Origin of the sequence: Streptomyces sp. XD-27 (assembly GCF_030553055.1) — a bacterium.
Taxonomy (GTDB): domain Bacteria; phylum Actinomycetota; class Actinomycetes; order Streptomycetales; family Streptomycetaceae; genus Streptomyces.
Window position 1 is genome coordinate 5,037,704 of record NZ_CP130713.1, and the last position, 26,160, is coordinate 5,063,863.

At 73.0% G+C, this 26,160-nt stretch carries 23 protein-coding genes, 1 tRNA gene and 1 pseudogene; 13 read left to right on the forward strand and 12 right to left on the reverse strand.

The genetic code is table 11. From position 1 onward, the window contains the following. Nucleotides 1–90: 90 nt before the first annotated feature. A complete protein-coding gene (locus Q3Y56_RS21865) occupies nucleotides 91–1,290 on the reverse strand; it encodes a low temperature requirement protein A (protein ID WP_304463549.1) in 1,200 nt (399 codons plus the stop codon). Between the two features lie 180 nt (nucleotides 1,291–1,470). Here Q3Y56_RS21865 and Q3Y56_RS21870 point away from each other — a divergent pair, with 180 nt between their 5' ends. Then, nucleotides 1,471–2,013 carry an AMP-binding protein gene (locus tag Q3Y56_RS21870; protein WP_304463550.1) on the forward strand — a complete coding sequence of 181 codons (543 nt, stop codon included), beginning with the start codon at nucleotides 1,471–1,473 and terminating at the stop codon, nucleotides 2,011–2,013. 25 nt (nucleotides 2,014–2,038) lie between these two features. Then, nucleotides 2,039–2,221, forward strand: a complete 183-nt coding sequence (locus tag Q3Y56_RS21875) for a hypothetical protein (RefSeq protein ID WP_304463551.1) — start codon at nucleotides 2,039–2,041, stop codon at nucleotides 2,219–2,221. Here Q3Y56_RS21875 and mscL read toward each other — a convergent pair. The 6 genes from mscL to Q3Y56_RS21905 form a co-directional block, all read right to left on the reverse strand. Beyond that, entirely contained in the window at nucleotides 2,181–2,714 is a 534-nt protein-coding gene (gene mscL / locus Q3Y56_RS21880; protein WP_304463552.1) for a large conductance mechanosensitive channel protein MscL, read from the reverse strand. The two genes, Q3Y56_RS21875 and mscL, sit on opposite strands and share 41 nt — an antisense overlap. Before the next feature lie 147 nt (nucleotides 2,715–2,861). Then, nucleotides 2,862–3,338 carry a hypothetical protein gene (locus tag Q3Y56_RS21885; protein ID WP_369696775.1) on the reverse strand — a complete coding sequence of 159 codons (477 nt, stop codon included), beginning with the start codon at nucleotides 3,336–3,338 and terminating at the stop codon, nucleotides 2,862–2,864. A 474-nt stretch (nucleotides 3,339–3,812) separates the two neighbouring features. Next, nucleotides 3,813–4,661: an S-methyl-5'-thioadenosine phosphorylase gene (locus Q3Y56_RS21890; RefSeq protein WP_304463554.1), complete on the reverse strand. Its 849-nt coding sequence runs from the start codon at nucleotides 4,659–4,661 to the stop codon at nucleotides 3,813–3,815. A gap of 133 nt (nucleotides 4,662–4,794) precedes the next feature. Next, complete coding sequence (locus Q3Y56_RS21895; RefSeq protein WP_304463555.1) at nucleotides 4,795–5,124, reverse strand: FmdB family zinc ribbon protein; 330 nt, start codon at nucleotides 5,122–5,124, stop codon at nucleotides 4,795–4,797. Nucleotides 5,125–5,190: 66 nt separating this feature from the next. Next, the gene (locus Q3Y56_RS21900) at nucleotides 5,191–6,549 is read right to left on the reverse strand and encodes an MFS transporter (protein ID WP_304463556.1); all 1,359 of its coding nucleotides are present in this window, start codon (nucleotides 6,547–6,549) and stop codon (nucleotides 5,191–5,193) included. 244 nt (nucleotides 6,550–6,793) lie between these two features. Further along, nucleotides 6,794–8,290, reverse strand: coding sequence for a potassium/proton antiporter (locus Q3Y56_RS21905; RefSeq protein ID WP_304465724.1), 1,497 nt, complete (start codon nucleotides 8,288–8,290; stop codon nucleotides 6,794–6,796). A 211-nt stretch (nucleotides 8,291–8,501) separates the two neighbouring features. Here Q3Y56_RS21905 and Q3Y56_RS21910 point away from each other — a divergent pair. After that, nucleotides 8,502–11,344: pseudogene (locus tag Q3Y56_RS21910) on the forward strand (penicillin acylase family protein). A 150-nt stretch (nucleotides 11,345–11,494) separates the two neighbouring features. On the opposite strand, the gene Q3Y56_RS21915 reads toward Q3Y56_RS21910, so the two are convergent. Beyond that, on the reverse strand, nucleotides 11,495–12,043 hold the full coding sequence (locus tag Q3Y56_RS21915; RefSeq protein WP_369696776.1) for a 5-formyltetrahydrofolate cyclo-ligase: 549 nt from the start codon (nucleotides 12,041–12,043) through the stop codon (nucleotides 11,495–11,497). A 132-nt stretch (nucleotides 12,044–12,175) separates the two neighbouring features. Here Q3Y56_RS21915 and galU point away from each other — a divergent pair, with 132 nt between their 5' ends. From galU to Q3Y56_RS21960, 9 genes are all read left to right on the forward strand, one after another. Beyond that, nucleotides 12,176–13,078, forward strand: a complete 903-nt coding sequence (gene galU, locus Q3Y56_RS21920; protein WP_304463557.1) for a UTP--glucose-1-phosphate uridylyltransferase GalU — start codon at nucleotides 12,176–12,178, stop codon at nucleotides 13,076–13,078. 61 nt (nucleotides 13,079–13,139) lie between these two features. Continuing rightward, nucleotides 13,140–14,459 carry a gephyrin-like molybdotransferase Glp gene (gene glp, locus Q3Y56_RS21925; RefSeq protein ID WP_304465726.1) on the forward strand — a complete coding sequence of 440 codons (1,320 nt, stop codon included), beginning with the start codon at nucleotides 13,140–13,142 and terminating at the stop codon, nucleotides 14,457–14,459. 95 nt (nucleotides 14,460–14,554) lie between these two features. Beyond that, a complete protein-coding gene (gene moaC / locus Q3Y56_RS21930; protein WP_304463558.1) occupies nucleotides 14,555–15,037 on the forward strand; it encodes a cyclic pyranopterin monophosphate synthase MoaC in 483 nt (160 codons plus the stop codon). Next, nucleotides 15,034–15,558 (forward strand): molybdenum cofactor biosynthesis protein B, encoded by a 525-nt coding sequence (locus Q3Y56_RS21935; RefSeq protein ID WP_304463559.1) that lies wholly within the window; start codon nucleotides 15,034–15,036, stop codon nucleotides 15,556–15,558. The genes moaC and Q3Y56_RS21935 overlap by 4 nt, the downstream gene beginning before the upstream one ends. Beyond that, nucleotides 15,555–16,178: a GNAT family N-acetyltransferase gene (locus Q3Y56_RS21940; protein ID WP_304465727.1), complete on the forward strand. Its 624-nt coding sequence runs from the start codon at nucleotides 15,555–15,557 to the stop codon at nucleotides 16,176–16,178. Before Q3Y56_RS21935 ends, Q3Y56_RS21940 begins: the two co-directional genes overlap by 4 nt. A gap of 150 nt (nucleotides 16,179–16,328) precedes the next feature. After that, a complete protein-coding gene (locus Q3Y56_RS21945) occupies nucleotides 16,329–17,864 on the forward strand; it encodes a hypothetical protein (protein ID WP_304463560.1) in 1,536 nt (511 codons plus the stop codon). Between the two features lie 109 nt (nucleotides 17,865–17,973). Continuing rightward, nucleotides 17,974–18,047, forward strand: a tRNA-Ala gene (locus tag Q3Y56_RS21950). A 106-nt stretch (nucleotides 18,048–18,153) separates the two neighbouring features. After that, on the forward strand, nucleotides 18,154–18,618 hold the full coding sequence (locus Q3Y56_RS21955) for a hypothetical protein (protein WP_304463561.1): 465 nt from the start codon (nucleotides 18,154–18,156) through the stop codon (nucleotides 18,616–18,618). A 121-nt stretch (nucleotides 18,619–18,739) separates the two neighbouring features. Further along, nucleotides 18,740–21,232 carry an NB-ARC domain-containing protein gene (locus Q3Y56_RS21960; RefSeq protein WP_304463562.1) on the forward strand — a complete coding sequence of 831 codons (2,493 nt, stop codon included), beginning with the start codon at nucleotides 18,740–18,742 and terminating at the stop codon, nucleotides 21,230–21,232. Here the strand turns inward: Q3Y56_RS21960 and Q3Y56_RS21965 are convergent. The 3 genes from Q3Y56_RS21965 to Q3Y56_RS21975 form a co-directional block, all read right to left on the reverse strand. Then, a complete protein-coding gene (locus tag Q3Y56_RS21965) occupies nucleotides 21,229–22,527 on the reverse strand; it encodes a hypothetical protein (protein WP_304463563.1) in 1,299 nt (432 codons plus the stop codon). The two genes, Q3Y56_RS21960 and Q3Y56_RS21965, sit on opposite strands and share 4 nt — an antisense overlap. 685 nt (nucleotides 22,528–23,212) lie before the next feature. Then, complete coding sequence (locus tag Q3Y56_RS21970; protein ID WP_304463564.1) at nucleotides 23,213–23,785, reverse strand: snapalysin family zinc-dependent metalloprotease; 573 nt, start codon at nucleotides 23,783–23,785, stop codon at nucleotides 23,213–23,215. A 109-nt stretch (nucleotides 23,786–23,894) separates the two neighbouring features. Further along, complete coding sequence (locus Q3Y56_RS21975; RefSeq protein ID WP_304463565.1) at nucleotides 23,895–24,425, reverse strand: GNAT family N-acetyltransferase; 531 nt, start codon at nucleotides 24,423–24,425, stop codon at nucleotides 23,895–23,897. Nucleotides 24,426–24,492: 67 nt separating this feature from the next. Between Q3Y56_RS21975 and Q3Y56_RS21980 the strand changes: the two genes are divergently transcribed. Beyond that, a complete protein-coding gene (locus tag Q3Y56_RS21980) occupies nucleotides 24,493–25,293 on the forward strand; it encodes an exodeoxyribonuclease III (RefSeq protein ID WP_304463566.1) in 801 nt (266 codons plus the stop codon). A 61-nt stretch (nucleotides 25,294–25,354) separates the two neighbouring features. Here Q3Y56_RS21980 and Q3Y56_RS21985 read toward each other — a convergent pair whose 3' ends face one another. Beyond that, on the reverse strand, nucleotides 25,355–26,125 hold the full coding sequence (locus Q3Y56_RS21985; RefSeq protein WP_304465728.1) for a MerR family transcriptional regulator: 771 nt from the start codon (nucleotides 26,123–26,125) through the stop codon (nucleotides 25,355–25,357). Between the last annotated feature and the right edge of the window lie 35 nt (nucleotides 26,126–26,160).

Consider the following 26,160-nt stretch of genomic DNA (forward strand, 5'->3'; position numbering starts at 1 on the left):
GCACCGGGTGGTGGTTCCGGCTGTGTGCCGGGTGGTGGTTCCGGCGGCGTATCGGGCGGTCTCTCCGGCCGCCCGCCGGGCCGCGCGCTGTCAGGCATGGGCCCGCTGCTGCCGGGCGGTGATGGTGACACCGACGGCGACGGTGGCCGCGCACACCAGCCCGGCGGCCGGTACCGCCGCGTCCCCCGCCCAGGTGCAGGCCAGTACGGCTGTGGACGCGACCGGCAGTGTCAGCTGGCCGGCCCCCCGTTTGAAGTGGCGGGCGTGCAGCAGCCACACGGTGAACAGGAAGAGCGCGCTGGGCACCGTGACGGCGGCGGACGCGGCGGCCGTCGAGATGTGCGCCTTGCCGACCGACTGCTCCACGGCGACCTCGATCCCCGCGCCGATCGCCGCGGCGGAGCCGAAGACGAGATAGTGGCCGTAACCCCACGCGAACGCCTGCCTGTTGGACGCCAGGTGTTCGTGGATCGGCACCGCGAAGTAGATCCACCAGGCCGCGAACACGATCAGCAGTCCGCCGCCGGCGATCGGCAGCAGGTCGCTCAGCTCCTCCGAGTCCTCCACCGCCGACTGCACCGCTACCGTCGCGGCCGCGACGGTCTCGCCCAGGACGATGATGGTGAACAGCCCGTACCGCTCCGCGATGTGATGCCGGTGCCACGCCGTCCGGTAGGACCGCTCGGCCAACGGGGGAACGGCCAACTCGGCCAGCGCCATGACCAGGAACGCCCACGGCCTGCCGCCCTCCGGCAGCACCAGCAGCCCGAGCCAGCCGACCTGGCAGACCGCCACCCCCAGCGCGTACCGGACGGCCGTGCGGCGCTCGTCGCCGGTGCTGCCTGACGCGGCCCGCAGCCAGTGGGTGACCATGGCCAGCCGCATCACCAGATAGCCGAACCACACCACCGCGAAGTCATGGTCCTCGAAGGCCCGCTCGACCCCGGCCGCGAGGATCAGCACCCCCGCGATCTGGATCAGCGTGACGACCCGGTAGGGCACGTCGTCGGTGTCGTAGGCCGAGGCGAACCACGAGAAGTTCATCCAGGCCCACCACACGGCGAAGAAGACCATGGCATAGCCCGCGATCCCGCTGCCCGTGTGCGCCTCGGCCACCGAGTGCACCAGCTGGGCCCCCGCCTGGGCGACGGCGACGACGAAGCACAGATCGAAGAAGAGCTCCAGCGGGGTGGCCGCCCGATGGCGCTCCTCCCGGTCCCGTGCCGTCATCTGGCGCAGCGGCGGGGCGGGCCGGGCATGCCCGGCGCCGAGGGGCTGATCGTCACTCATCGGCCTACGTCCCTGTGTGCCTGCCGTTCGGGCGGCCGACGGCGTGGGCCGGGCTGCCGTCACGGTATGGAATCGAGAGATATGCCAGCTCTGGTGAAAATGATCGGGTATCCGGCTGTTCGGCGCGACGTATATCCGACGTTGAGCGGACGTTGATCGCCGTGGACCAGGCTCTGCGGCATGCAGACTGACCCCGTCCGCCGGACGTTGACCGTGGCCCCTCCCGCTCGGACGGAAGGGGCGCAGACACTCGCCGCCGCCGCCCGGCAGGCCGCGCGGGTCGCACTCCGCTGGATCAGCGAGCCGGACTGCACCGAGGAGCTGACGCACGACGAGCTGTTGGACCAGGCGGCTCGGGCGGCGGCTGCTCTGACCCGGCTCGGGGTGCGGGCCGGGGACCGGGTGGCGGTGCATCTGCCACTCGTCCCCGAGTCCATCATCGCCACCCTCGCCTGCGGCCAGATGGACGCCGTGCGCTCCAGCCTGCCGGTCGGGCTCCAGGCACACGAACTGCGTGAGCGGCTGGGCGCGTTGGATGCCGCCGTGGTGATCACCGCGGACGCCGACCACGTGGCCGGTGAGTTGCGGCCGATGAAGCCGGTCATGGACCGCGCCCTGGCCGGTTGCCCCGGCGTACGGAACGTCCTCGTCGTGCACCGGGCCGCCCGCCCGGTGGCGTGGCGGCCGGGCCGGGACCTGTGGTGGCACGAGGCGCTGCGCTGAGCCGGAGCGGTCGTACCCTGGGGGTATGAGTACCGCCCCCGCCTCTGGACCGCGCGATCCGGCCGCCGCGCTGATCTTCGATGATCCTCTCGCGCAACAGTCCTCGGATGATACGGACCAGGGATGGGGAGAGCGGGCCCCCGGCGGCGCCGATGGCGCCGCCGACCTCAGTCGCTTCCTGGACGAGAAGCCGCCCCACCACCTGTAGAGCCGGAGTCGGAACCAGGGCCGGAAGGTCCGGGGCCCGTGCCGCGCTGTGCGATCAGTGCGTCGCGGATCTCCCGGAGCAGCGCGATCTCCTCGGCCTCCGCCTCGGCGTGTGCCTCCTCCGCCTTCTCCTCCTTGGCGGCCTTGCGCGCCAGGTAGCGCGACATCGGCAGCACCATCAGGAAGTACACGACGGCCGCGGTGATCAGGAAGGTGAGCACCGCGCTGAGCACCGTGCCCCACAGGATCGGGACGCCGCTGATGACGTCCCCGGCCGCGTTGGTCTTGCAGGTGCCCTTGATGCAGGAGCGGTACCTCTCCAGGTCCTTGGTGCCGAAGGCGCCGATGACAGGATTGATCACGCCCTTCACCAGGCTGTTCACCACAGAGGTGAACGCGGCACCGATCACGACCGCGACGGCCAGATCGATCACGTTGCCGCGCATCAGGAAGGTCTTGAAGCCTTCCAGGACGTTCTTCTTCTCGCCGGCCAACCCGCTGCCTCTTTCTCTCCACGCCCCGATCGGAACAACTCGTTCCGGAGCGTAAGGCAGGGTAGAGCGGCGCTCGGCGGCGGTGCAGCCACTCCAAGGGAACGCGAAGTGACGATTCGATGATCCGACTCACCACAACGATCCGACTCACCACAACGTCACCGCCAGCCGGGAGGTGACCGAAGCGCCGGCCAGCGCCGTCGCGGTCGTCCGCGGCACCGTCAGCACGACCAGAGCGCCGTCGCTGCCGCCCGTCGCCTCGTCGTCCAGGGTCACCTCGCCCGCCGCGCTCCGCGGACTTCCGGGCACCTTCGCGACCCGGGCGCCCCGCGCGATCACGGTCGCCTTCGAGCCCGCCGCCGCCAGCACGTCCACCCGGTCCCCGGGACGCAGCAGCCGTGCCGCCGCCGCGTCCGCGATCCGGACCGGCGCCGCGACCACGTCGCCCGGCCGTCGCTCGGGGCGCGGTCGGCGCGGCCCGGACGGGTCGCCCACCGCGACCTGGCGGCCCGGTGCCGCCCCGGAGGCTGTGACGCGTTCGGCACCGTCCCGTGCGGCTCCGTCGCCCCGCGGGGCCGCGACCGCCAGCGCGGCGGCGGCCACTGCCAGGACGGCGGCGGCCACCGGCGCGCGCCGTCCCCGCACCGCCCGTCGCAGCCGGTGCCGATGCCGCCCCTGAGCAGGCACCCGTACCGGCCCGAACCCCGGAATGTCGCGGACCGGGGGAGCGGAGCGGGCGGGCGGGGGCACAGGCGTGTGAGAAGCGGGCGGAGTGACGTGAGGAGAGGGAGCGGCGAGAGGAGGCCGGGAGGAGGTCGGAGGCATGGCGATCACCGCCTGTCGGGAGGGGCCGAAGCCGTTGTCGGTCCCTCCACGGTGCCCGCCCCCGCACGATCCCGCTGGGGCCTGTGCACTACCCGCCGGTTGTGGACAACTCCGCCACCCGCGCGGGCGCCGCGCCGGAGAGCTGACCGCGCGGGTTGTCCGGCCAGATTGACCGCCACCCGAGGCGTCGCGCCGGAGCGGACCGCCGCCCGTGGACCGCGGACCGGCGCCCGCGGGTCACGCCGCCGCCCACGGGCCACGCCGCCCCGCCGACTACGGCAGGTCGATCCCCAGGTCCCAGCCGTCGTGCGCCGTCGTGCACAGGCAGTTCCGCCCGCCCGTCTCCGGGAGTGCGCGGACGGTGTCGAACAGCACCTCGCGCAGCCGTCCCACGTTCTGCGAGAACACCCGCATGACCTCCGAGTGGGACACGCCCTCACCCGCTTCCGTGCCCGCGTCCAGGTCCGTGACCAGGGCCAGCGACGTGTAGCAGAGCTCGAGTTCGCGGGCGAGCACCGCCTCGGGGTGGCCCGTCATGCCGACCACCGACCAGCCCTGCGCCGCGTGCCACTTCGACTCCGCGCGGGAGGAGAAGCGCGGTCCCTCGATCACGACCATCGTGCCGCCGTCCACCGGCTCCCAGGCGCGGCCGTGTGCCGCCGCCACTGCCGCCTGCCGCCCGGCCGGGCAGTACGGATCGGCGAAGGCCACGTGCACCACGTTCGGGACCTTGCCGTCGGGCAGCGCCTCCCCGTCGAAGAAGGTCTGCGTACGCGACTTCGTACGGTCCACGATCTGGTCGGGTACGAGGAGCGTGCCCGGTCCGTACTCGGCCCGCAGGCCGCCGACCGCGCACGGCCCGAGCACCTGCCGCACACCCAGCGACCGCAGAGCCCACATGTTGGCGCGGTAGTTGATCCGGTGCGGCGGGAGGTGGTGCTTGCGCCCGTGCCGGGGCAGGAAGGCGACCCGGCGCCCGGCGATCTCGCCGAGGAACAGGGAGTCGCTGGGCGGCCCGTACGGGGTCTCGACCGTGATCTCCGTCACGTCGTCGAGGAACGAGTAGAACCCCGATCCACCGATGACGCCTATGTCCGCCTGCGTGCTGCTCGTCTCGACCATGCCCGTCACCCTAGCGGCCGTGCCCGTAGGCCCTTTGGCCGTGTCCGTACGTCCTTCGGACGCGCCCGCACGCACTTCGGCCCCCGCCCGTCGCGCGACGCGACAGGCGGGGGCCGAGAGGTGGACAGGGAGGTCAGGCCGCCGAGGAGGCGCTGCCCGCCGACGAGGACGAGGTCGACGGAGCGGACGACGACGAACCGTTCGAGGAGGAGGCCGAGGACGACGAGCCGCTGTCGCTCTTCGACGAGCTCGCCGCGGGCTTGGCCGGGGTACTGCTGGACGACGCGCCACGGCTGTCGTTCCGGTAGAACCCGGATCCCTTGAACACGATGCCGACCGCGGAGAACACCTTCTTCAGGCGTCCCTTGCAGCTCGGGCACTCGGTGAGCGCATCGTCGGTGAACTTCTGCACGGCCTCGAGGCCCTCACCGCACTCGGTGCACTGGTACTGGTAGGTCGGCACTTGCTCCTCCTGGCACTCTCACTCGATGAGTGCTAACGACGCTCCATAGTGCAGTATTCCGGCCTGTCAGTCCACCGAGACGGTCACACGGTGACCGACCCCACGTGCGGCCACCCGCCCCGACGACGCCGGGACCAGCCGCCCGCGCAGGGCAACCAGGGTCACCAATGCGAGGCCGGTTCCGGCCAGCGGAATCAGGAATCCGGCACTCGGACCGAACCCGTCCGCCAGCTGACCGGCCGCGGTCGCCGCGGCCGCCTGGCCCAGCGCCACCGCACCGGTCAGCCAGGTGAACGCCTCCGTACGGGCGTGCGCCGGGACCAGCGACTCCACCAGCGTGTAGCCGGTGATCAGCGCCGGGGCGATGCACAGGCCGACCAGCAGGCCGAGCGCGCCCAGCAGCGGCACCGCGTGCGCGGCCCACAGCGGGGCGGTGGCCAGCGTCAGCAGCGGGTAGGCGGTCAGCAGCCGCCACTGCGGGCTGCGCCGCCACTGGATGGCGCCGCAGGCGACACCGGCCAGCATGTTGCCCGCCGCGAAGATCCCGTACAGCACGCCGTTGAGGCCGGGCTGGCCCAGGTCCTCGGTGAAGGCCGTGAGCGAGACCTGCATGCCGCCGAAGACCGCGCCGATGCCCAGGAACACCGCCGCCAGGACCCGTACGCCGGGAACCGACAGCGCCGAGCGGCCGGACTCCGCCGCCGCGACGGCGTCCGCCCCGGACCCCGCACGGGCGGCCCCGCCCCGGTGCGGCTGGGGCTGCGTGGCGCGCTGCGCGGCGAACAGCAGTCCGCCGACGACCGTCAGCGCCGCCTCGGTGATCAGCCCGGCCGCGGGATGGATCCCGGCGCACAGCGCCGTTGCCAGCACCGGCCCGATCACGAAGGTGAACTCGTCGGTGACCGATTCGAAGGCCGCCGCCGTCGTCATCAGCGGCGAGGCGTCCCGCCCGTCCGGCGAGGAGCCCCCGAGCTTCGCCGCCCACCGGGCGCGCACCATGGGGCCGATCTGCGGCACGGACGCACCGGCCGGCACGGCCGCGGCGAACAGCGCCCACAGCGGGGCGTCCAGCAGGGCCAGCGCCGTCAGCAGCGAGATCGCCGACGCGTGGATCAGCACGCCCGGCAGCAGCACGGCGGCCTGCCCGAAGCGGTCGGCCAGCTTGCCGCTCTGCGGCGCGCACAGGGCCATGGAGACACCGGCGGTCGCGGAGACCGCGCCGGCGGTGCCGAACGAACCGGTGGTGTGCTCCACCAGCAGCACGATGCCGATGGTGAGCATCGCGAAGGGCTGGCGGGCCAGGAAGCCGGGGACCAGGAACGTCCACGCGCCGCGGGTACGCAGCAGCTGTCCGTATCCGGGACGCTTCCCGGAGGACTGAGGGGACTGGGTGGTGCCGTCTCGCTTGGTGACCGTGGATGCCACGGCCGGGCCTTTCTGCCGTCTGGTAGCGCACTCGAACCGGGATTGCCGCGGAGCGCGCCGAGAGCCGTCCTCTCGCGCGGGACCGTGGTAGATGCCGGGACGGTCGCCCTCAGATCGGGGACCGCGGCCGCCGTGCGGTCGCGCCAGCTCTGCGTCAGACAGAGTTGGGTTGGTTATTGCCCGAATATGCTACCTGATATGACCGGCGGCCCCGCCCGTCAGCTCCCTGGCTCACCGCGTACGGCTACGACTGCGCGCCGTCCGTTCCCAGCCAGCCCGCCAGCTTGCCGCCCTTGCCGACCGCGCGGAGCCGCCGCTCCGCCGCGTCCCGCACCGGATCGGTCGCCACCACCAGCAGCTCGTCGCCGCGCCGCAGCACCGTCGACGGCAGCGGTACGAAGCTCGTGCCGTCCCGGACCACCAGCGTGACCGCCGCCCCCGGAGGCAGCCGCAGCTCGCTCACCTCGACGCCGTGCATCTTCGACTCCGGCGGGATCGTCACCGACAGCAGGTGCCCGCGCAGCCGCTCCAGGGGGGCCGACTCGATGCCGAGGTCGGCCGCCGCGTCCTCGGTGCCGAGCCGCAGCCGCCTGGCCAGCCACGGCAGCGTCGGCCCCTGAACCAGCGTGTACACGATCACCAGCAGGAAGACGATGTTGAAGACCCGGCGGCTGTCGGGCACCGACCCCACCACCGGGATGGTGGCGAGCACGATCGGCACCGCGCCGCGCAGCCCGGCCCAGGACAGCAGCGCCTGCTCCCGCCACGAAATACGGAACGGGGCCAGGCTCAGCAGCACCGACACCGGCCGGGCCGCCACGGTCAGCGCCAGCCCGACGATGAGCGCGGGCCATATGTCGTCCGCCAGCTCGTGCGGGGTCACCAGCAGGCCGAGCAGCACGAACATCCCGATCTGGGCGATCCAGCCCAGCCCCTCGGCGAACCCGCGGGTGGCCGGCCAGTGCGGCAGCCGCGCGTTGCCCAGGACCAGCGAGGCGAGGTAGACGGCGAGGAAGCCGGAGCCGTGCGCCAGCGCGCCGCCCGCGTAGGCCGCGACGGCGATGGCCATGACCGCGATCGGGTACAGGCCGGAGGCGGGCAGCGCCACATGCCGCAGGCCGTACGCCCCGAGCAGGCCGACGGCGAGTCCGACCGCGGCGCCGATCGCCAGCTCCAGGGCGATCTCGCCGAGCAGCACGTACCAGTGGTCGATGGGCCCGTGTGCGGAGAAGGCCACCACCAGGATCACCACGGGGGCGTCGTTGAACCCCGACTCCGCCTCCAGGGCGCCGGTCAGCCGCGACGGCAGCGGAACCCTGCGCAGCACCGAGAAGACCGCCGCCGCGTCCGTCGAGGACACCACCGCCCCGATGATCAGCGCCTGCCGCCACTCCAGCCCGACGAGGAAGTGCGCCGCGGCCGCGGTGACCCCCACGCTCACCGCGACGCCCACGGTGGCGAGCATGGCGGCCATCGGCAAGGCCGGTTTGATCTCCCGCCATTTGGTGCCGAGGCCGCCTTCCGCGAGGATCACCACGAGCGCGGCGTAGCCGAGGACCTGGGTCAGCCGGGCGTCGTCGAACGTGACGCCGATGCCGTCCTGGCCTATCGCGACGCCGATGCCGAGGTAGATGAGCAGCGTTGGGAGCCCGCTGCGCGTGGAGACCCGCACCGCCACCACGGCGACGAGGAGGACCAGCGAGGAGATCAGCAGGAGTTCATTGAGGTGGTGGACAGTCAGGGGCCGACCCTTTCACGCGATTTCGGCCGGAATGCTCCCTCCGGCCGACCGGAATTTCATTGCCTTGCCTAACATTTTACGGGTTCTTGACGCCGGCCTCCCCGGGCGGCGTCAAGTGCCGCCGGTAACGACACCGCGTAAGGGCGACCTGGGCGCTGCGCCTATGGTTGCTCCAGCACTCCAGGACCACCCTGCCCCTCGAAGGACAGCGATGCCCGCCAACGAAAACGGCCCTTCTCGTAAAAAGAAGGGCCGACGTGCCCGCCTGATCGTGATCGCAGTCGTGCTGCTGCTCGTCGCGGGCGTCGGATACGGCACGTACTGGAGCATCAGCACGGTACGCGCCTCGTTCCCCGAGACCACCGGATCCATCCAGCTCAAGGGGCTGTCAGGGCCGGTCCAGGTCAAGCGGGACGGCAGCGGCATCCCGCAGATCTACGCCGACACCCCGGAAGACCTCTTCCGCGCCCAGGGCTACGTCCAGGCGCAGGACCGCTTCTGGGAGATGGACGTGCGCCGCCACATGACGGCGGGGCGCCTGTCGGAGATGTTCGGCGAGGACCAGGTGGAGACCGACGCCTTCCTGCGCACACTGGGCTGGCGGCGGGTGGCGCAGCAGGAGTACGACACCAAGCTGTCGCCGCAGACGAAGAAGTACCTCGAGGCGTACTCCGACGGGGTCAACGCCTACCTCAAGGACCACCACGGCAAGGAGCTGTCGGTGGAGTACGCGGCCCTGGACTTCGTCAACGACTACCGGCCGCAGGAATGGACCCCGGTCGACTCGGTGGCCTGGCTCAAGGCCATGGCCTGGGACCTGCGCGGCAACGTGCAGGAGGAGATCGACCGCGCGCTGGCCGCCAGCCGCCTGTCTCCCGAGCAGATCGAGGACCTGTACCCGCCCTATCCGTACGAGCGCAACAAGCCGATCGTCGACGGCGGCGCGGTGAACGCGGTCACCGACGCCTTCGACCCCAAGGGCACGGCCACCCCGGCCACCGGCCAGGGGACGCAGAACCCCGGAGGCCAGGGCGCGACCACGCCGCCCGCGGGCCAGGGAAGCACCCAGGGAGCCACCGGTCAGGGCGCGCAGGGCACCACCGGGCAGGGCGCCCAGGGGTCCGGCGGCCAGGGTCTGCGCAGCCAGCTCACCTCGCTGTCCAAGACCCTGGAGGACATCCCGGCGCTGCTCGGGCCGAACGGAAGCGGCATCGGCTCCAACTCGTGGGTCGTCTCCGGCAAGCACACGACCACCCGTAAGCCGCTGCTCGCCAACGACCCGCACCTCGCCCCGCAGCTGCCCTCCGTCTGGTACCAGATGGGCCTGCACTGCAACCGGGTCGACGAGCGCTGCCCGTACGACGTGGCGGGGTTCACCTTCTCCGGCATGCCCGGTGTCGTCATCGGCCACAACAAGGACATCGCCTGGGGCATGACCAACCTCGGCGCCGACGTCTCGGACCTGTACCTGGAGAAGGTCACCGACGGCACGTACCTCTTCGACGGCAAGCAGGAGGCGTTCCAGGCCCGCAAGGAGACCATCAAGGTCGCGGGCGGCAAGAGCCGCACCATCACGGTCCGCAGCACCCGCAACGGGCCGCTGGTCTCCGACCGCGACGACGCGCTGGACGGCGAGTTCGACGAGGTCGGCGAGAACGCGCCGGTCGGCAACGTCGCACCCGACCGCGGCGCCGGCTACGCGGTGTCCCTGCGCTGGACCGCGCTGGCCCCTCCAACACCATGGACGCGGTCTTCGGGCTCAACGCGGCCAAGAACTTCCAGGACTTCCGCAAGGCCGCGCGCGACTTCGCGGTGCCGTCGCAGAACCTGATCTACGCCGACAAGGACGACAACATCGGCTACCAGGCGCCCGGCCAGATCCCGATCCGGGGCAAGGGCGTCGACGGCCGCTACCCGGCCCCCGGCTGGGACAAGGACTACCAGTGGAAGGGCTTCATCAAGCAGTCCGCCCTGCCCTGGGAGTACAACCCCAAGCGCGGCTACATCGTCACCGCCAACCAGGCCGTGGTGAACCAGAAGAAGTACCCCTACCTCCTCACCGGCGACTGGGGATACGGCGCGCGCAGCCAGCGGATCACCGACCTGATCGAGTCGAAGATCAAGGACGGCGGCAAGATCTCGATGGACGACATGCAGTCCCTGCAGATGGACAACAGCAGCGAGATCGCCAAGCTGCTGACGCCCTACCTGCGCAAGATCGACATCAAGGACGGCTACGTCCGCGAGGCGCAGGAGCTGCTGGAGGGCTGGGACTACACCCAGGACTCCGACTCGGCCGCGGCCGCGTACTTCAACGCCGTCTGGCGCAACACCCTGATGCTGGCCTTCGGCAACAAGCTGCCCAAGGAGCTGCGGATGGAGGGGCAGTGCCTGCGGGTGCGGCCCGCCGACGACTCCGGGCCGGTCGAGGACCTCGACGGCAACACCCGGCTGGTGCGCGAGTGCGGCGAGCGCGACTCCTCCACCGCCCAGCCCGACGGCGGCGACCGCTGGTTCGAGGTGGTTCGCAAGCTCCTCAAGGACCCCAAGAACGAGTGGTGGAAGACCTCGGGGACGAAGGCCGAGCCCGGCGCCACCAACCGGGACGAGCTGCTCGCCAAGGCCATGAAGGACGCCCGGTACGAGCTCACCGCCAAGCTCGGCAAGGACATCGACGGCTGGAGCTGGGGACGTCTGCACCGGCTGACGCTGAAGAACCAGACCCTCGGCAAGGAGGGCCCCGGCTATGTGCAGTTCCTGCTCAACCGCGGCCCCTGGAACCTCGGCGGCGGCGAGGCCGCGGTCAACGCCACGGGCTGGAACGCGGCCGGCGGCTACGGTGTCTCCTGGGTCCCCTCGATGCGGATGGTGGTCAACCTCCAGGACCTGGACAAGTCGCGCTGGATCAACCTCACCGGGGCCTCCGGGCACGCCTACCACGAGCACTACACCGACCAGACGGACAAGTGGGCCAAGGGCGAGATGCTGGACTGGGTGTTCAGCGAGAAGGCCGTGGAGGAGTCGACCGACGACGAACTGGCCCTCACGCCGTGAGCTGACCGCGGCCTGATGCCTGTGGCCGAGCCCCGCCGGACCGCGCCTCGCCGCGCGGTCCGGCGGGGCTCACGCCGTTTCCGGGGCCGTACGTGGACCTGCGCGCGGCGCGCGACTCCGAGGCGCCCCGGCTCCAGTCCGTACGCGTCCTCAGCCCGTGCGGCCGAAGCGGTGCACGCCCGACGGCGTCACCGCGGCCTGCACCGGGCGGTCGTGCGCCTCGCCCGGCACCTCGTCCAGCACCTCGCCGTCGTACAGCAGCACCACCAGCGCCGGGGCGGCGCCCGCCGCGTCGAGCCGGGCCAGCACCCGGTCGTAACTGCCGCCACCGCGGCCCAGCCGCACCCCGTGCCGGTCGACCGCGAGGCCCGGCAGCAGCACGGTCCGTGCGGCCAGCACCGCCTCGGGGCCCAGCCGCTCGCCGTCCGGCTCCAGCAGCCCCCGCCCCGCGCGGACCAGATGGCCCGCGCCCTCGTACGCGCTCCAGTCCAGATCGTTGTCGGGGAGCAGCACCGGCAGCAGTACCCGGACGCCCCGCGCGCGCAGCGCGTCCAGCAGCGCGCGGGTGCCCGGTTCCCGGCCCACGGACACGTACGCCGCCACCGTCCCCGCCGCGGCCAGCTCCGGCAGCTCCAGCGCGTGCCGTGCCAGCGCCGCCCCGGCCGCCGCGATGTCATCCGCCGTAAACCGGGATCTCACGTCCAGGAGACGTCGCCGCAACGCGGCCTTACTACCGTCCGATGTGATCAACGCGCGTTCAAACCTCTTTTCTCAGGTCATATTCACCGAATCCTCATCATTCGCCCAAAGGCACCCGATAAGGTTCGTGACATGACTCAATCGCGTACTCGGATCAGCAAGGCTGTCATCCCTGCCGCAGGACTCGGCACCCGGTTCCTCCCGGCGACGAAGGCCACTCCCAAGGAGATGCTGCCAGTCGTCGACAAGCCGGCGATCCAGTACGTCGTGGAAGAGGCCGTCACCGCCGGACTGTCGGACGTCCTGATGATCACGGGCCGCAACAAGCGGCCCCTGGAGGACCACTTCGACCGCAACTACGAGCTCGAGGAGCTCCTGACCCGCAAGGGAGACGAGACCCGTCTCGCCCGCGTGCAGGAGTCCAGCGACCTCGCGACGATGCACTACGTCCGGCAGGGTGACCCGCGCGGCCTCGGCCACGCCGTACTGTGCGCCGAGCCGCACGTCGGCGACCAGCCCTTCGCCGTCCTGCTCGGCGACGACCTCATCGACGCCCGCGACCAGCTGCTCAGCCGCATGGTGGAGGTGCAGGAGCAGCAGGGCGGCAGCGTGATCGCCCTCATGGAGGTCGACCCCGCCCAGATCCACCTCTACGGCTGCGCCGCGGTGAAGACCACCGCCGAAGAGGACGTCGTCCAGGTGACCGGGCTGGTGGAGAAGCCCGAGCCGGCCGACGCGCCCAGCAACTACGCCGTGATCGGCCGCTACGTCCTGGACCCGGCCGTCTTCGGCGTGCTGCGCGAGACCAAGCCCGGCCGGGGCGGCGAGATCCAGCTCACCGACGCCCTCCAGGCGCTGGCCACCGACACGACCCTCGGCGGCCCCGTGCACGGTGTCGTCTTCAAGGGCCGCCGCTACGACACCGGCGACCGCGGCGACTATCTGCGTGCCATTGTCAGACTCGCGTGCGAACGTGAAGACCTGGGCCCGGACTTCCGGGCCTGGCTCCGCAGTTACGTCACCGAGGAGATGTAGCACTTTGAGCAGCACCGCAGCACAGGCCGCCGCCGACCAGTGCCCGGACGGCCCGGAGGCCGTGAGCGGCGCCCCGGACCCGGAGCGCGCTCCCGACTCCGACCGCCTGTGGTCGGTGGCCGAGCACCTCGGCGACATCATCGGGAAGATCCGCCCGCTGGAGCCGATCGAGCTGCGGTTGCTGGAGGCCCAGGGCTGCGTGCTGGTGGAGGACGTCACGGTGTCCGTGGCCCTCCCGCCCTTCGACAACAGCTCCATGGACGGTTATGCGGTGCGTACGGCCGACGTGGCGGCCGCGACGCCGGAGTCACCCGCGGCCCTGACCGTCATCGGCGACGTGGCGGCGGGCAGCGGCGAGCTGCCCGCCGTCGGGCCGGGCGAGGCCGCCCGGATCATGACCGGCGCCCCGCTGCCTCCGGGCGCCGAGGCCGTGGTGCCCGTGGAGTGGACCGACGGCGGCACCGGAGCGGGCCCCGCGGCGGCCATGCGCGCGCACAGCGCGGCCCCCGAGGGCGCCGGCGGCCAGGTCCTGGTCTACCGCCCGGCCGAGCCGCGGGCGCACGTCCGCGCGCGCGGCAGCGACGTCCGGGCCGGGGAGCTGGCGCTGCCCGCGGGCACCGTGCTCGGCCCGCAGCAGATCGCGCTGCTGGCCGCCATCGGGCGGGCCACCGTCACGGTCCGGCCGCGGCCGCGCGTCGTCGTGCTGTCCACCGGCAGCGAGCTGGTCCCGCCCGGGGAGCCGCTGGGCCCCGGCCGGATCCACGACTCCAACAGCTTCCAGCTCACCGCGGCGGCCCGGGACGCCGGCGCCATCGCCTACCGGGTCGGCGCGGTCGCCGACGACGCGGCCACGCTGCGCGCCACCGTCGAGGACCAGCTGATCCGCGCCGACGCCATCGTCACCAGCGGCGGCGTCAGCGTCGGCGCGTACGACGTGGTCAAGGAGGCGCTGGGGGAGGAGGTGGAGTTCCGCAAGGTCGCCATGCAGCCCGGCAAGCCCCAGGGCTTCGGCCGGATCGGGCCCGACGGCGTCCCGCTGCTCGCCCTCCCCGGCAACCCGGTCAGCGCCTACGTCTCCTTCGAGCTGTTCGTGCGGCCCGTCATCCGCACGCTCATGGGACTGCCGTCGGTGTACCGCGCCACCTGCCGGGCGGTGTGCCCCGAGGGCGTCGCCTCCTCCCCGGCGGGCAGGCGGCAGTTCCTGCGCGGCCGGTTCGAGGCCTCCGTGGTGGCCGGGGAGCCGGGCACCGTCACCCCTGTGGGCGGCGCCGGATCGCATCTGGTCAAGGCGCTCGCGCACGCCAACGCGCTGATTGTGGTCCCCGAGGACGCCACCGAGGTGGCTCCCGGCGGCGAGGTGGACGTGCTCCTGCTCACGTAGACCGCCGCGTCGGCGGGTACGGTGTCGTCCCACAGGAGTCGTCTGGCGCGGGCACGCTCCGCCCCGCGCGCCACCCGGCCCGGAGCGGGAGAACGATGAGCAGCGCCCAGGACCACCTCACCCACCTCGACGCGGAAGGCGCGGCCCGTATGGTCGACGTCTCGGCCAAGGACGTCACCGCGCGCACCGCCCGCGCCAGCGGCCGCGTGCTCGTCTCACCGCGCGTCGTGGAGCTGCTGCGGGGCGAGGGCCTGCCCAAGGGCGACGCCCTCGCCACGGCCCGGATCGCGGGCATCATGGGCGCCAAGCGCACCCCCGACCTCGTACCGCTGTGCCACCCGCTGGCGGTCTCGGGCGTGAAGGTCGACCTGGCCGTCGCCGACGACGCGGTGGAGATCACGGCCACCGTGAAGACGACCGACCGCACGGGGGTGGAGATGGAGGCGCTGACCGCGGTCAGCGTCGCCGCGCTCACCGTGGTGGACATGGTCAAGGCCGTCGACAAGGCCGCGGTGATCACGGACGTACGGGTCGAGGAGAAGACCGGCGGCAAGTCCGGCGACTGGAGTCGGGCGTGACCGCGCCGGGCCCGACCGGGTACCGCGCCCTGGTGGTCACCGCCTCCAACCGGGCGTCCGCCGGGGTGTACGCCGACAAGGGCGGCCCGCTGATCGCCGACGGGCTCGCCGGACTCGGCTTCGCGGTCGACGGTCCGCGCGTCGTGCCGGACGGCGACCCGGTGGAGGCGGCCCTGCGGGAGGCGGTGGCCGCCGCGTACGACGTGGTGGTCACCACCGGCGGCACCGGGATCTCGCCCACCGACCGCACCCCCGAGGCGACCCGCCGCGTCCTGGACCGGGAGATCCCCGGCATCGCCGAGGCGATCCGCGCCGAGGGGCTCGCCAAGGTCCCCACCGCGGCGCTCTCCCGCGGCCTGGCCGGTGTCGCCGGCACCACCTTGATCGTGAACCTGCCCGGCTCCACGGGCGGGGTCCGCGACGGGCTCGCCGTTCTGGGGCGGCTGCTCGTCCACGCCGTCGAGCAGGTCCGCGGCGGCGACCACCCCAGACCCGACGGCCCGTCCGGGAGCCCCAGCTGAACGCCCCTTGGCCGGTGCGACTGGTGGACGGTGAGACGGCCCTCCGCCCCATAAGGCTGCGCGACCAGCGGGAATGGCGCGAGGTCAACCAGCGCAACCGGGAGTGGCTGCGCCCTTGGGAGGCGACCATCCCGCCCGCTCCGCCGGGCGGCCCGGTCACCCGCCGACCCACCTACCGGCAGATGGTCCGCCATCTGCGCTCCGAGGCGCACGCCGGGCGCATGCTGCCGTTCGTCATCGAGTACCAGGGGCGGCTGGCCGGACAGCTGACGGTCGCCGGGATCACCTGGGGATCGATGTGCTCGGGCCATGTCGGCTACTGGGTGGACGAGGCCGTCGCGGGCCGTGGTGTGATGCCGACCGCCGTGGCGCTCGCGGTCGATCACTGCTTCCACATGGTCGGGCTGCACCGGATCGAGGTGTGCATCCGCCCGGAGAACACGCCGAGTCGCCGGGTGGTGGAGAAACTCGGATTCCGGGAGGAGGGCATGCGGCCCCGTTATCTCCACATCGACGGTGCCTGGCGCGACCACCTGGTCTTCGCGCTGACGGCGGAGGAGGTGCCGGAGGGGCTGCTGGCCCGGTGGCATCGCACGAGACCCGGCACCCCGCAGAAATAAGATGCCTGTTCGAATAAGGCCATCGATTCCGCACAATTACTGTCTGCTCATCTCAACAATCACAAAAAATGTTCGGGATATCAGCCAGATCGTGCGACACACCGCGCCAATTGGCCGATTGCCTCACGCGAACCCCTCTACCGTGTGAGCGTGAGCAGCAGTGGCCTCATCTACGCAGTCATCGTCGGGGCCTGGGCCGCCTACCTGGTGCCCATGTGGCTCCGTAGGCAGGACGAGCTCAACGAGGCTCGTCCGACGGAACGCTTCAGTACCGCCATCCGGCTCCTGTCCGGCCGCGCGGCGATGGAGCGCCGTTACGCCAAGGACCTGGAGGCGCGCGACGCGGAGGTGCCGCAGACCGGGGCGCACGCCGCCGACGTGGCGGGCGTGGCCGACCCGGACGCCGAGACCGATCTGGTCGACGTCCGGGCCTTCGTCGACCCCGCGGCCGGCCTGGAACCGGCGGGCGAGGCGGACCGGGACCAGGAGCCGGACCCGGCGTCCGACCTGGCGCCCACCCGTGCGGCTTCCCGCCCCCCCGGACCCTCGATGCTGGAGCGCACCCGGCGCGCGAAGGTCCTCGCACGCCGTCGGCGGACCACGGTCGTGCTCTTCCTGGCGTTCACCGTGGGCGCGGTGGTCGCGGCCGTCGGCGGCCTGGCCTTCCTGTGGGCGCCGGGCATCCCCGCCGTCCTGCTGAGCGCGTACATCGTTCATCTACGCGCGCAGGAGCGCCGCCGCTTCACGTTCACGATGGACCAGCGGCGCGCCGAGCTGGCCGCGCAGCGCCTGCGTGAACGCCGCACGCGGCCCCGGGCGTCCGCCGGTTCCGGTGACACGGACCCCTCCGGCCGCGGCTTGGGGGCGGCCGGAGGCGAGCTGCCCGACTACCCCACCCAGGGCGGCCTCGAGCACCGCGACCCCGTGACGGGCGGCGGCGCGCGCCCCGACCACACGGCGGGCGGCGCGGCAGGCACCGAAAGAGGTGCCGGTGGCTCCCGCCCGGTCGGCGGCGCGGGTGCCCACCGCGACCACGGCGGCGCGAGTGCCCACCGCGACCACGGCGGCGCGGGCGGGCACCGCGACTACGGCGTCGCGGGCGTCCACCGCGATCATGGCGGCGCGGGCGCCCATCCCGACCGCGCCGGCGCGGCCCTCCGCTCCGACCGTGCGGGCACGGGCGTCGGGTCCGACCGCGGCGGCTCCGGCGTCCGGCCCGACCGCTCCGGCATCCGCCCCGACCGGGCGCCCCGCGCCGAGCGCCACGCGCCGGACCGGGACCCGGCCGCGGCCGCGGGCCCGGGGCCGGAGCAGGCCGTCTCCGCGCACACCGCGGACCGCCGGGCGCTGGTCGAGCAGACCGACCACGCGGAGTGGGTGGACCAGCAGCGGGAACGCGAGCGCGGCCCGGCGGCCGGCGAGAGCTGGGAACCGGTACCGGTCCCGCTGCCCACGTACGTCACCGCCCCGGTCGCCCCGCGCGCCTCGGGCAGCGTGGACCTGGACGCCCCGGACGCCTGGAGCTCCGCCCGCTCCTCCGCGGCGGGCCCCACAGCGGACCCGGAAGCGCCCCAGGACCCCACCCTCGCCCCGCCCACCCCGCCCCGCCGCACCCGCGACCGCGGCCGTACGCCCCTCTTCGACCAGTACGCCGACGACGGCCGCCCCCGCGCCGCGAACGAGTGAGCCGCCGCGGCGGGCGACCGCGGCGACGGCGAGGAGCGGACCGCGGCGGGTACCGGGGAACGGATTTCCAAGCACCCGGATGGGGATGCTAGAGTTTCACTCGTTGCAAGGGCCTGTGGCGCAGACTGGTAGCGCACCTCGTTCGCATCGAGGGGGTCAGGGGTTCAAATCCCCTCAGGTCCACAACAAGGGCCGTTTGGCGATTCAGGTCGTCAACGGTTGACGAAATCCCGTCCAGTTCATTGAACTGGACGGGATTTCTTGTTTTTCAGGCTCGGGAGGGGGCTTTATGGAAGCCGAGGTGGCGGCGCTGGCGGCGTCGGGGGCGACGACGCTGGTCGGGCTGATGGTGTCGGACGCGTGGGCGCAGGGGCGGGAGCGGCTGGTGCGTTTCTTCGGCCGCGGTGACGGAGAGGACTCCGCCGAGGAAGAGCTCCGGGCGTCCCGGGAAGAGCTGGTGGCGGCGTGTGAGGCGGGCGACGAGGAGGCCGCCGCCGATATCGAGGCCGGGTGGCGGCAGCGGCTGCGCCGAGTGCTGCGCGCGGACCCCGAAGCCGCGGCGGAGTTGCGGAGCCTGCTGGCGGAGCTGGACCCGGAGCCGGAACGGCAGTCGACGGCGTCGGTCCACAACAGCATCAGCGGGGGCGTGCAGCACGGGCCGGTCTTCCAGGGGCACTCGTTCTCCGGGATCACGTTCCACGGCTCGGGGACGGTCCCGCCCGAGCGGGGTGCCGGGGGCGCGAGGGCCGAGTGATCTCACGGACCGTCGGTCGTCGAGCCTGGCTGTCGTCCAGTCTGTCGGTCGTCGAGTCTGTCGGGCGTCGAGCGGTCTCCCCGATACCGTTGCCGGAACACAAAGTTGGGGGTGGGCTGTGGTGGAGCCGTTCACGACGTCGGCGGTGCTCTCGGCGATCGGCACCGTGACCTCCGGTGCCCTGTCGGGGGCCGGCGGGGAGATGGGGCGGCGTGGTTCGGAGGCGCTGGCCGGGATGGTGCGGCGGGTACGGCGCGGTCCCACCGCCCCGGACGACGGGGCGTCTTCCGGCGCCGACGAGGACCAAGGGGCGTCTTCCGGGGCCGACGAGGACCAGCAGGCCGTGCTGCCCATCGCCGAAGAGGAGCAGCGGGAGCTGACCCGGTGGCTCCTGGATCGTGCCCGTAACTCGCCCGGATTCGCCGGGGAGTTGGCGGCGTGGCTGCGCGAGGTCGCGTGGCTGGAGCCGCGGGTCCCTGCCGCCGTCGCGCTCGGCGCGTCCTGCCCGCAGGCGCTGACGCCGGCCAGTGCCACGTTCACCGATCGCGAGCACCTGATGGCGCAGATCGCCGAACTGCTGGAGGCCGGGGACAGGCCCGTCGGCGTACCGCTGGTCGTCGTCCTCGTGGGGCCCGGCGGCATCGGCAAGACCGCCGCCGCCGTGCAGTGCGGGCATCTGCTCAAGGAGCGGTTCCCGCATGGCCAGCTCTTCGTGGATCTTAAGGGCGATACGCCGGCGGAGGCGCTGTCGCCGTCCGACGCGCTCGTCGGGTTTCTCGACCAGCTCGGCGTACCGGCCGACAGGATCCCGGCGGACCAGCAGCGGCAGGAGGCCCTGTTCCGCGCCTGCGTGGCCGAGCGGCGCATGCTCGTGCTGCTCGACAACGCCCACTCCGCGGCCCAGGTCGGACCGCTGCTGCCGGCGGCGTCCGGATCGTTGGTCATCGTCACCAGCCGGCACCGGCTCGACCGGCTCGCGGCCGATCCGGGGGCGCGGATCATCAAGGTCGGTCCGCTCAGCACCGCGGACTCCGTGCGCCTGCTGACCCGCATCGCGGGCGCCGACCGCGTGGCCGGAAGCGAGTCGGAGGTTCGGGCGGTCGCCGAGCGGTGCGACGGATACCCCCTCGCGCTCTGCGCGGTGGGCTCCCAGGTCGCGGTACGGAGACACCTCATGTGGGAGGCGGTCGACCGGCGGCTCGCCGAGCGGGCGCGCCGCCGGGATCAGGAGGCTGAGGCTGTGGACGAACGGTCGCCCGGGGGCGCGGTGCAGCTCGCGACCGACGCCACGTACGGGGAGTTGACCCTCCCAGCGGCCCGGCTCTACCGGATGCTGGGTGTGCGGGCGTGGCCGGAGATCACCGTCGGGATGGCGGCGCGCGCCGTCGACGTCGACGAGGACGAGGCACGTGCGCTCCTCGAAGAGCTCGCCGGCGTGCACCTGCTCGAAGAAGTCGCCGCCGAGCGCTACCGGTTCCATGACCTGGTGCGCGGCCACGCCCGGCAACGCGCCCTGGCGGAGGAGCGGCCCGCGAACATCGCGCGCGCCGTCGGCCGCATGGCCACCGGGTACCTGCGCTTCGCGGCGGCCGCCGATTTCCGCGTCATTCCCTCGCGTTGGCGGCTCGGGCCCGCCTACCGCGGGCTGGTCCTGCCGGAGGGCCGGGCCCGGGACGACGGCCGGGCCGCCCTGGCGGAGCTGCGGCGCGAGCGCGAGAACCTCGCCGCGGCCGTGCGGGCGGCCGAGGAATACGGCTTCGACGATCTGGTCTGGCAGTTGTGCGAGGCCATGTGGGGCCTGCATCTGCGGCTCGGCTTCCACCATCAGTGGGTCGAGACGCATGAGGCGGGGGTCCGGGCCGCGCGCAGCCGCGTGGCGGACGGGTTCGGCGACCGGCGCGCCGTGGCCCGGATGCTGGTCCAGCTCGCCTTCGCCTACATGGGGCTCGGCCGCTCGGAGGATGCCGAGGACGCCCTGGTCGGCGCCGCGCACGAGGACGAGGCAGCACGGCACCACCGCGGCCAGGCGACGGCGGTCGAGGCGATGGGGCTGCTGCGCCTGAGGCAGTGGCGCTACCCCGAGGCGGAGCGGTGCTTCCGGGAGGCCCAGGAGATCCTGCGGCGCATCGGTCCCGGAGACGACGGGGAGCGGGACGTCCCGCGCGCCCTGGCGATCCTCGAGCACCACATCGGCCGTGCCCTGCGCGGCCGGAGGCGCTACGCCGAGGCGGTACGGCAACTGAACGGCGCGCTCAGCGCGTTCCGCGCCCTTGACGAGCCGGACCTGTACAACGAGGGCCGCGTCTATATGAGTCTGGGCGAGACGCATCTGGACGCCGGGGGAGACGGTGACGTCGAGCTCGCGCGCGTCTGCCTCGACAAGGCCATCGCGACCATGGGGGACGAGGGCGCCGAGGTGCAGCACGCCGACGCCGCGGAGATGCGGGCCCGCTGTGCCGGGCGGATGGGCGACCCGGCGGCCGAGGCCGAGGACCTGCGTACCGCCGCCGCCTTGTACGAGAAGGCCGGTGACGAGGCGGGCGCCGCCCGGGTCCGGGCTCGGCTGGCGGAGCTCGTGGAGCCGGCGGAGCCTGGGCAGCCCGGGGAGGGCTAACCCGGTGCCGAGGTGAGGGGTTCGACGGCGATCCGGTGCCGTGCCGTCCCGGTGACCACGACCATCCCGGAAGCCGTCTCGTCGAGGGTCTTGCCCCGTCCCAGCCAGGCGAAGAGCGCGGACGCGTAGGCGGCGGGGTCGCACAGGTCGGCCCGGCCGTCCCCGTCCCGGGCGGCGGTCAGCCGCACCAGATCCCCGTCGCGGGTCCGCGCGGTGCACCGGTCCGGTCCGCTCACGTACACCGCGAGCCCGCAGTACGGGTGACGGGCGAGGACGTCGGCGGCCCAGGCCGCGGGCGGGCCGACCCGCGGATCGTCCTCGGCGGCGTACCGCACGATCACGTCGGCGACGCTCAGCCGCCCGCTGTCCCGGGTGTCCTCGTGCACCACCGTGTGGGCGCCGTCGGCGTCGGGGTCCTCGGGCTCGTGCGCGGCGTCGGTGTAGCGCGTGACGGCGATCTCCGGCGGGTCGGCGCCGAGCAGCCGCGTCAGCACGCGCACCGGCGCGGTGCGCTCCGCGGGCTCGTACGGCGGCAGCGGCAGCCGGTCGAGCAGCGCCGGATGGCCCTCCGGCTCGGGGATGCCGACGAGGTCGTAGAAGAGGCGGCGCAGCAGCGCGGCCGACCGGCCGGGCGAGGAGGTGGTCTGCGCGGCCAGTTCGGCGTAGCGGCGCGGGTCGTGCCGGTCGATGACGTGGTCGAGTTGCGCCCGCAGGCTGCCGTGCGGGCGCAGTCTCGGCGCGGTCCGGCCGAGCGCGGCGACGGGCGACCCGGGGTCGAGATCGCCGTCCGGGAACGCGCCGAGCAGGACCGGGACGCCCGCGGACGCGGCGTAGAACGTGACGCTGCCGTGATCGCCGAGGACGCAGTCCGCCGCGATCAGGGCCTGCCGCCAGCCTTCGAGCGGATCGATCAGGGTGAGCCCGGCGCGGCGGGCCCGGTCCAGCCACGCGCGGACCTGGCCGGGGCCGTGCCCGTACCAGATGTTGGGGTGCAGGACGGCCACCGTGCGGTACTCGTCGGCGGGCAGCTCGGCCGCGAGCCGCGACAGCAGCCAGGGCAGGACATCCTCTCCGCCGCCGCTGTCAGCCGCGTGCGACCCGCCTTCGTCGCCGAAGAGGGCACGCGGCGACCAGGTCGAGCTGACGACGATCAGCCGCTGGCCGGACGCGACGCCGAGCGCCCGTCGGAACCGCTCGCGGTGGGGCAGGGCGTCGAGTACGCGGTCGTAGCAGGGGTCCCCGGCGAGCACCGCCGTCGGGGCGGCTTCGGGGCACGCGTCGCGCAGCCGCTCCAATTGCTCGGGATGGGACAGGACCGTGGCGGAGGCGAGTGGGCGCCCGTCGTGCAGAAGCCATTCGGGCGAGAGCCCGAAGACGGGAGCTTGCCGCTTGCCGCTTGCCGCTTGCCGCTTGCCGCTTGGTGTCCGGTGTCCGGTGTCCGGTGTCCGGTGTCCGGTGTCCGGTGTCCGGTGTCCGGTGTCGCGAGCCTTTTATTGTAGCCAATACCGTGCGACAGGACGGCCAACTTCCCCTGTATACAGTCCAGTTCGCCGCCGTAGCTGGCCGATATCGCCAGGTCGACGGGGATCTCCTTCGCCTGCTCCCAGGGGAGTACCGGCAGGCCCGCCGACGCCAGCAGTTCGGGGACCCCGGCCAGGTAGGGGGAGGATCCCGTGCACGTCGCGAGCAGTTGCACGCGCAGGTCGCCGTCGAAGAGGGGAAGGACGTCGAGCAGCCGGGTCGCGGACGTGACGTTGTGCACGACGAGGAGTACGTGTCGGGAGCCGGCCCGTGTGGCCCACCGTTCCGCGTCGCGGCCGACCGGAACTCTCAGCCGCACCACGTCCGTTGCCTCGCCCGTCACCCTGGCGCATCTCCCCGTTGCCGAGCGCCGTCCGCGTCGGCGGCGCTGCGCGCGATGCTACCTGGCGGCCCATCGCGCAGCGTCCCGGCCGCCGCGGCCGCCGGGACGCTGACGGGTCAGTCCCTGACCACCGTGTTGCGCGACAGGCCGGTCGGCCAGGCGAACGCGCCGCCGAAGTTGGACTCGACGTCGGCCTTCTCCGCCGCGTCCGGGTACGGGTTCGTGCACGAGACCCCGGCGGTGGAGCCGGACATCAGGCTGGAGCAGGGGCCGGGCTTGATGTCGGGCAGGCCCAGGATGTGACCGAGTTCGTGCGACGAGATGCGGATGGTGTTGTAGCCCTGGTTCACGGCCTGCCGCCCGATGTAGACCGTGCCGTTGCCCAGCGACGTGGGCACGGCGCGCGGCCAGCCGTTGTCCGCGATGATCCGTATGTTGGCGCGCTGCCCGGCCGTGGCGGGCCGCAGTTCGACGCTGTCGACGCTCTCGTTCCAGATCGCTGCGCCCCGGTCCACCGCGGCCTTGAACTCCGCGGACGCGCCGGCGTCGTACGTCAGCACCCGGGGCGCGGGGGCGCGCTCCGGGTCGGTGCCGGTGCCGGGGGCGGCGGTGGCCTGGCCGGCGGCCACCAGGGCGAGGGCCGCCGTGAGGGCGGGGGCGAAGCCGCGTGCGAGCGTGCGGACGGGCATGGTCGGCCTCCTTGTGGGGGAAGGTGAGGCGTGGGCATGACAAATGCTTCGCCCGTCTCACTGCCCACACGGCCCGCACCCCAACCGTCGGAGGGGCTGCCGGACGCGCCTATCGGGCCACCGGCGGCTCCAACGCGCCACCGGCGGACCTGTCCGCCGCCGGTCGCAGTGGCTTGCCCATGCAGTGGGCGAGCTCCGAGCAGCGGTAGAGGCCGAACTTCTTCACCGGGACATAGCCGCTCGACGCATACAGCGCGATGGCCTCCGGCTGCTTGCTGCCGGTCTCCAGCACCATCCGGATCCGGCCCGCGGCTCGCGCGCTCTCCTCCAGCTCGGCCAGGATCCGCCGGGCCAGCCCGCGGCCGCGTGCCCACGGCACCACGTACATCCGCTTCAGCTCGGCGTCCCCGTCCTCGTTGCCCTCGTCGTTCTCGTCCTGGCAGCGCCAGCCGCCGGAGGCGATCGGGCGGCCCTGCTCGTCGTAGATCAGCAGGTACAGCCCGTTCGGCGGCGCGAAGTCCGCGGGGTGCATCGGGGTCCGATCGCCCCCGTCGCCGTACCGCTCGTCGTACTCCAGCTGCACCTCCGCGTCGAGCGCGACGGCGTCCGGGTGGTCGTAGGGGACAGGGCGAATCTCCATCCGCGGAATCGTACGGGCGTGCCACCCGGCGGCGCGAGGCAGGACCGGATGTCGGTATCGTGCCGGAATGCTCACCGTGACTTCCGTGAACGTGAACGGGCTCCGCGCCGCCGCCAAGAAGGGCTTCCTGCCCTGGCTGGCGGCGACCTCGGCCGACGTCGTGTGCCTCCAGGAGGTGCGGGCCGAGCCGCAGCAGCTGCCCGAGGAGGTCCGTGAGCCCGCGGGCTGGCACACGGTGCACGCACCGGCGCAGGCCAAGGGGCGGGCCGGGGTGTCCCTGTACACGCGGCACGAGCCGGACGCGGTCCGGATCGGCTTCGGGTCGGCGGAGTTCGACGGCAGCGGCCGCTACGCGGAGGCCGACCTGCCCGGGGTCACGGTCGCCAGCCTGTATCTCCCGTCCGGCGAGGTGGGCACCGAGCGGCAGGACGAGAAGCTGCGCTTCATGGCCGAGTTCCTGCCCTATCTGAAGGAACTGCGTGAGCGCGCGGCGGCGGACGGGCGCGAGGTGCTGGTGTGCGGCGACTGGAACATCGCGCACCAGGAGGCCGACCTGAAGAACTGGAAGGCCAACCGCAAGAGCGCCGGGTTCCTGCCGGAGGAGCGGGAGTGGCTGACGCGCGTCTTCGACGAGGCGGCGTACGTGGACGTGGTGCGCGCCCTGCACCCGGGCGTCGCGGGGCCGTACTCCTGGTGGTCCTACCGGGGCAGGGCGTTCGACAACGATTCGGGCTGGCGCATCGACTACCACGTGGCGACCGCCGGGCTGGCGGAGCGCGCGGTGAAGGCGGTCGTGGAGCGGGCGGCCGGCCATGACCAGCGCTGGTCGGACCACGCGCCGGTGACCGTCACGTACGAGCGTCGCTGACCGTCACATACGGGCGCCGGTGACCGTCACGTACGAGCACCACTGACCGGCACGTACGTCGTCAATCGGCGGGTCCGCTGGAGCCGCCCTGCTCGCGCTGCTCGCCCTCGGCGGCCTCGTCGCTCAGCCAGGCCCGCAGTTCGGCGCGGATGCGGCGGTCCATCGCCATGGACAGTTCCGCGTCCACCACGCTCTTGGTCAGCGGCCGCAGCCGCTCGACGGTGTCGGTGACGCGGGCCACCTCCGACGCGTCCGGCGGGTTCCCGTCGGCCGCGCGCCGCAGGGCGTCGGCCAGGACGTGGGTGCGGATGAGCTCGGTGAAGGAGCCCGCTATCGCGTCGACGTGGGCGCGCAGCTCCCGGCCGGCGGCCAGTACGGCCGCCAGCGGGACGCCCTTGTCGACCAGGGTGCTGGAGGCGTCCAGCAGGCGGCGGCTGACATGGACGAAGTCGTCGCCGTCGACCGCGAGGTAGCCGAGGTCGAGGGAGGCGGTGAGGTTCTCCGGGGTGACCTCGCCCGCGAAGTAGTCGGCGAGCTCCTCGGGCGCCAGCCGGACCGGGGTCTCCTCGGACCACGGGACGGCGAGGGTGTTCTCCAGGCCGAGCACCTCGCCGACGCCCCGGCCGCTCTCGAACGCGGTGAGCAGGTCGGCGATGCCGCCCAGGGTGTGGCCCCGCTCCAGCAGCCCGGCGATGGTGCGCAGCCGGGCCAGATGGTGGTCGTTGTACCAGGCGATCCGGCCCTCGCGGCGCGGGGGCGGGATGAGTTTGCGTTCCCGGTAGAAGCGCAGGGTGCGGACGGTGATGCCGGCCTCCTTGGCCAGCTCCGCCATCCGGTATTCGCGCCCCTGTTCGCTCTTCACCACAG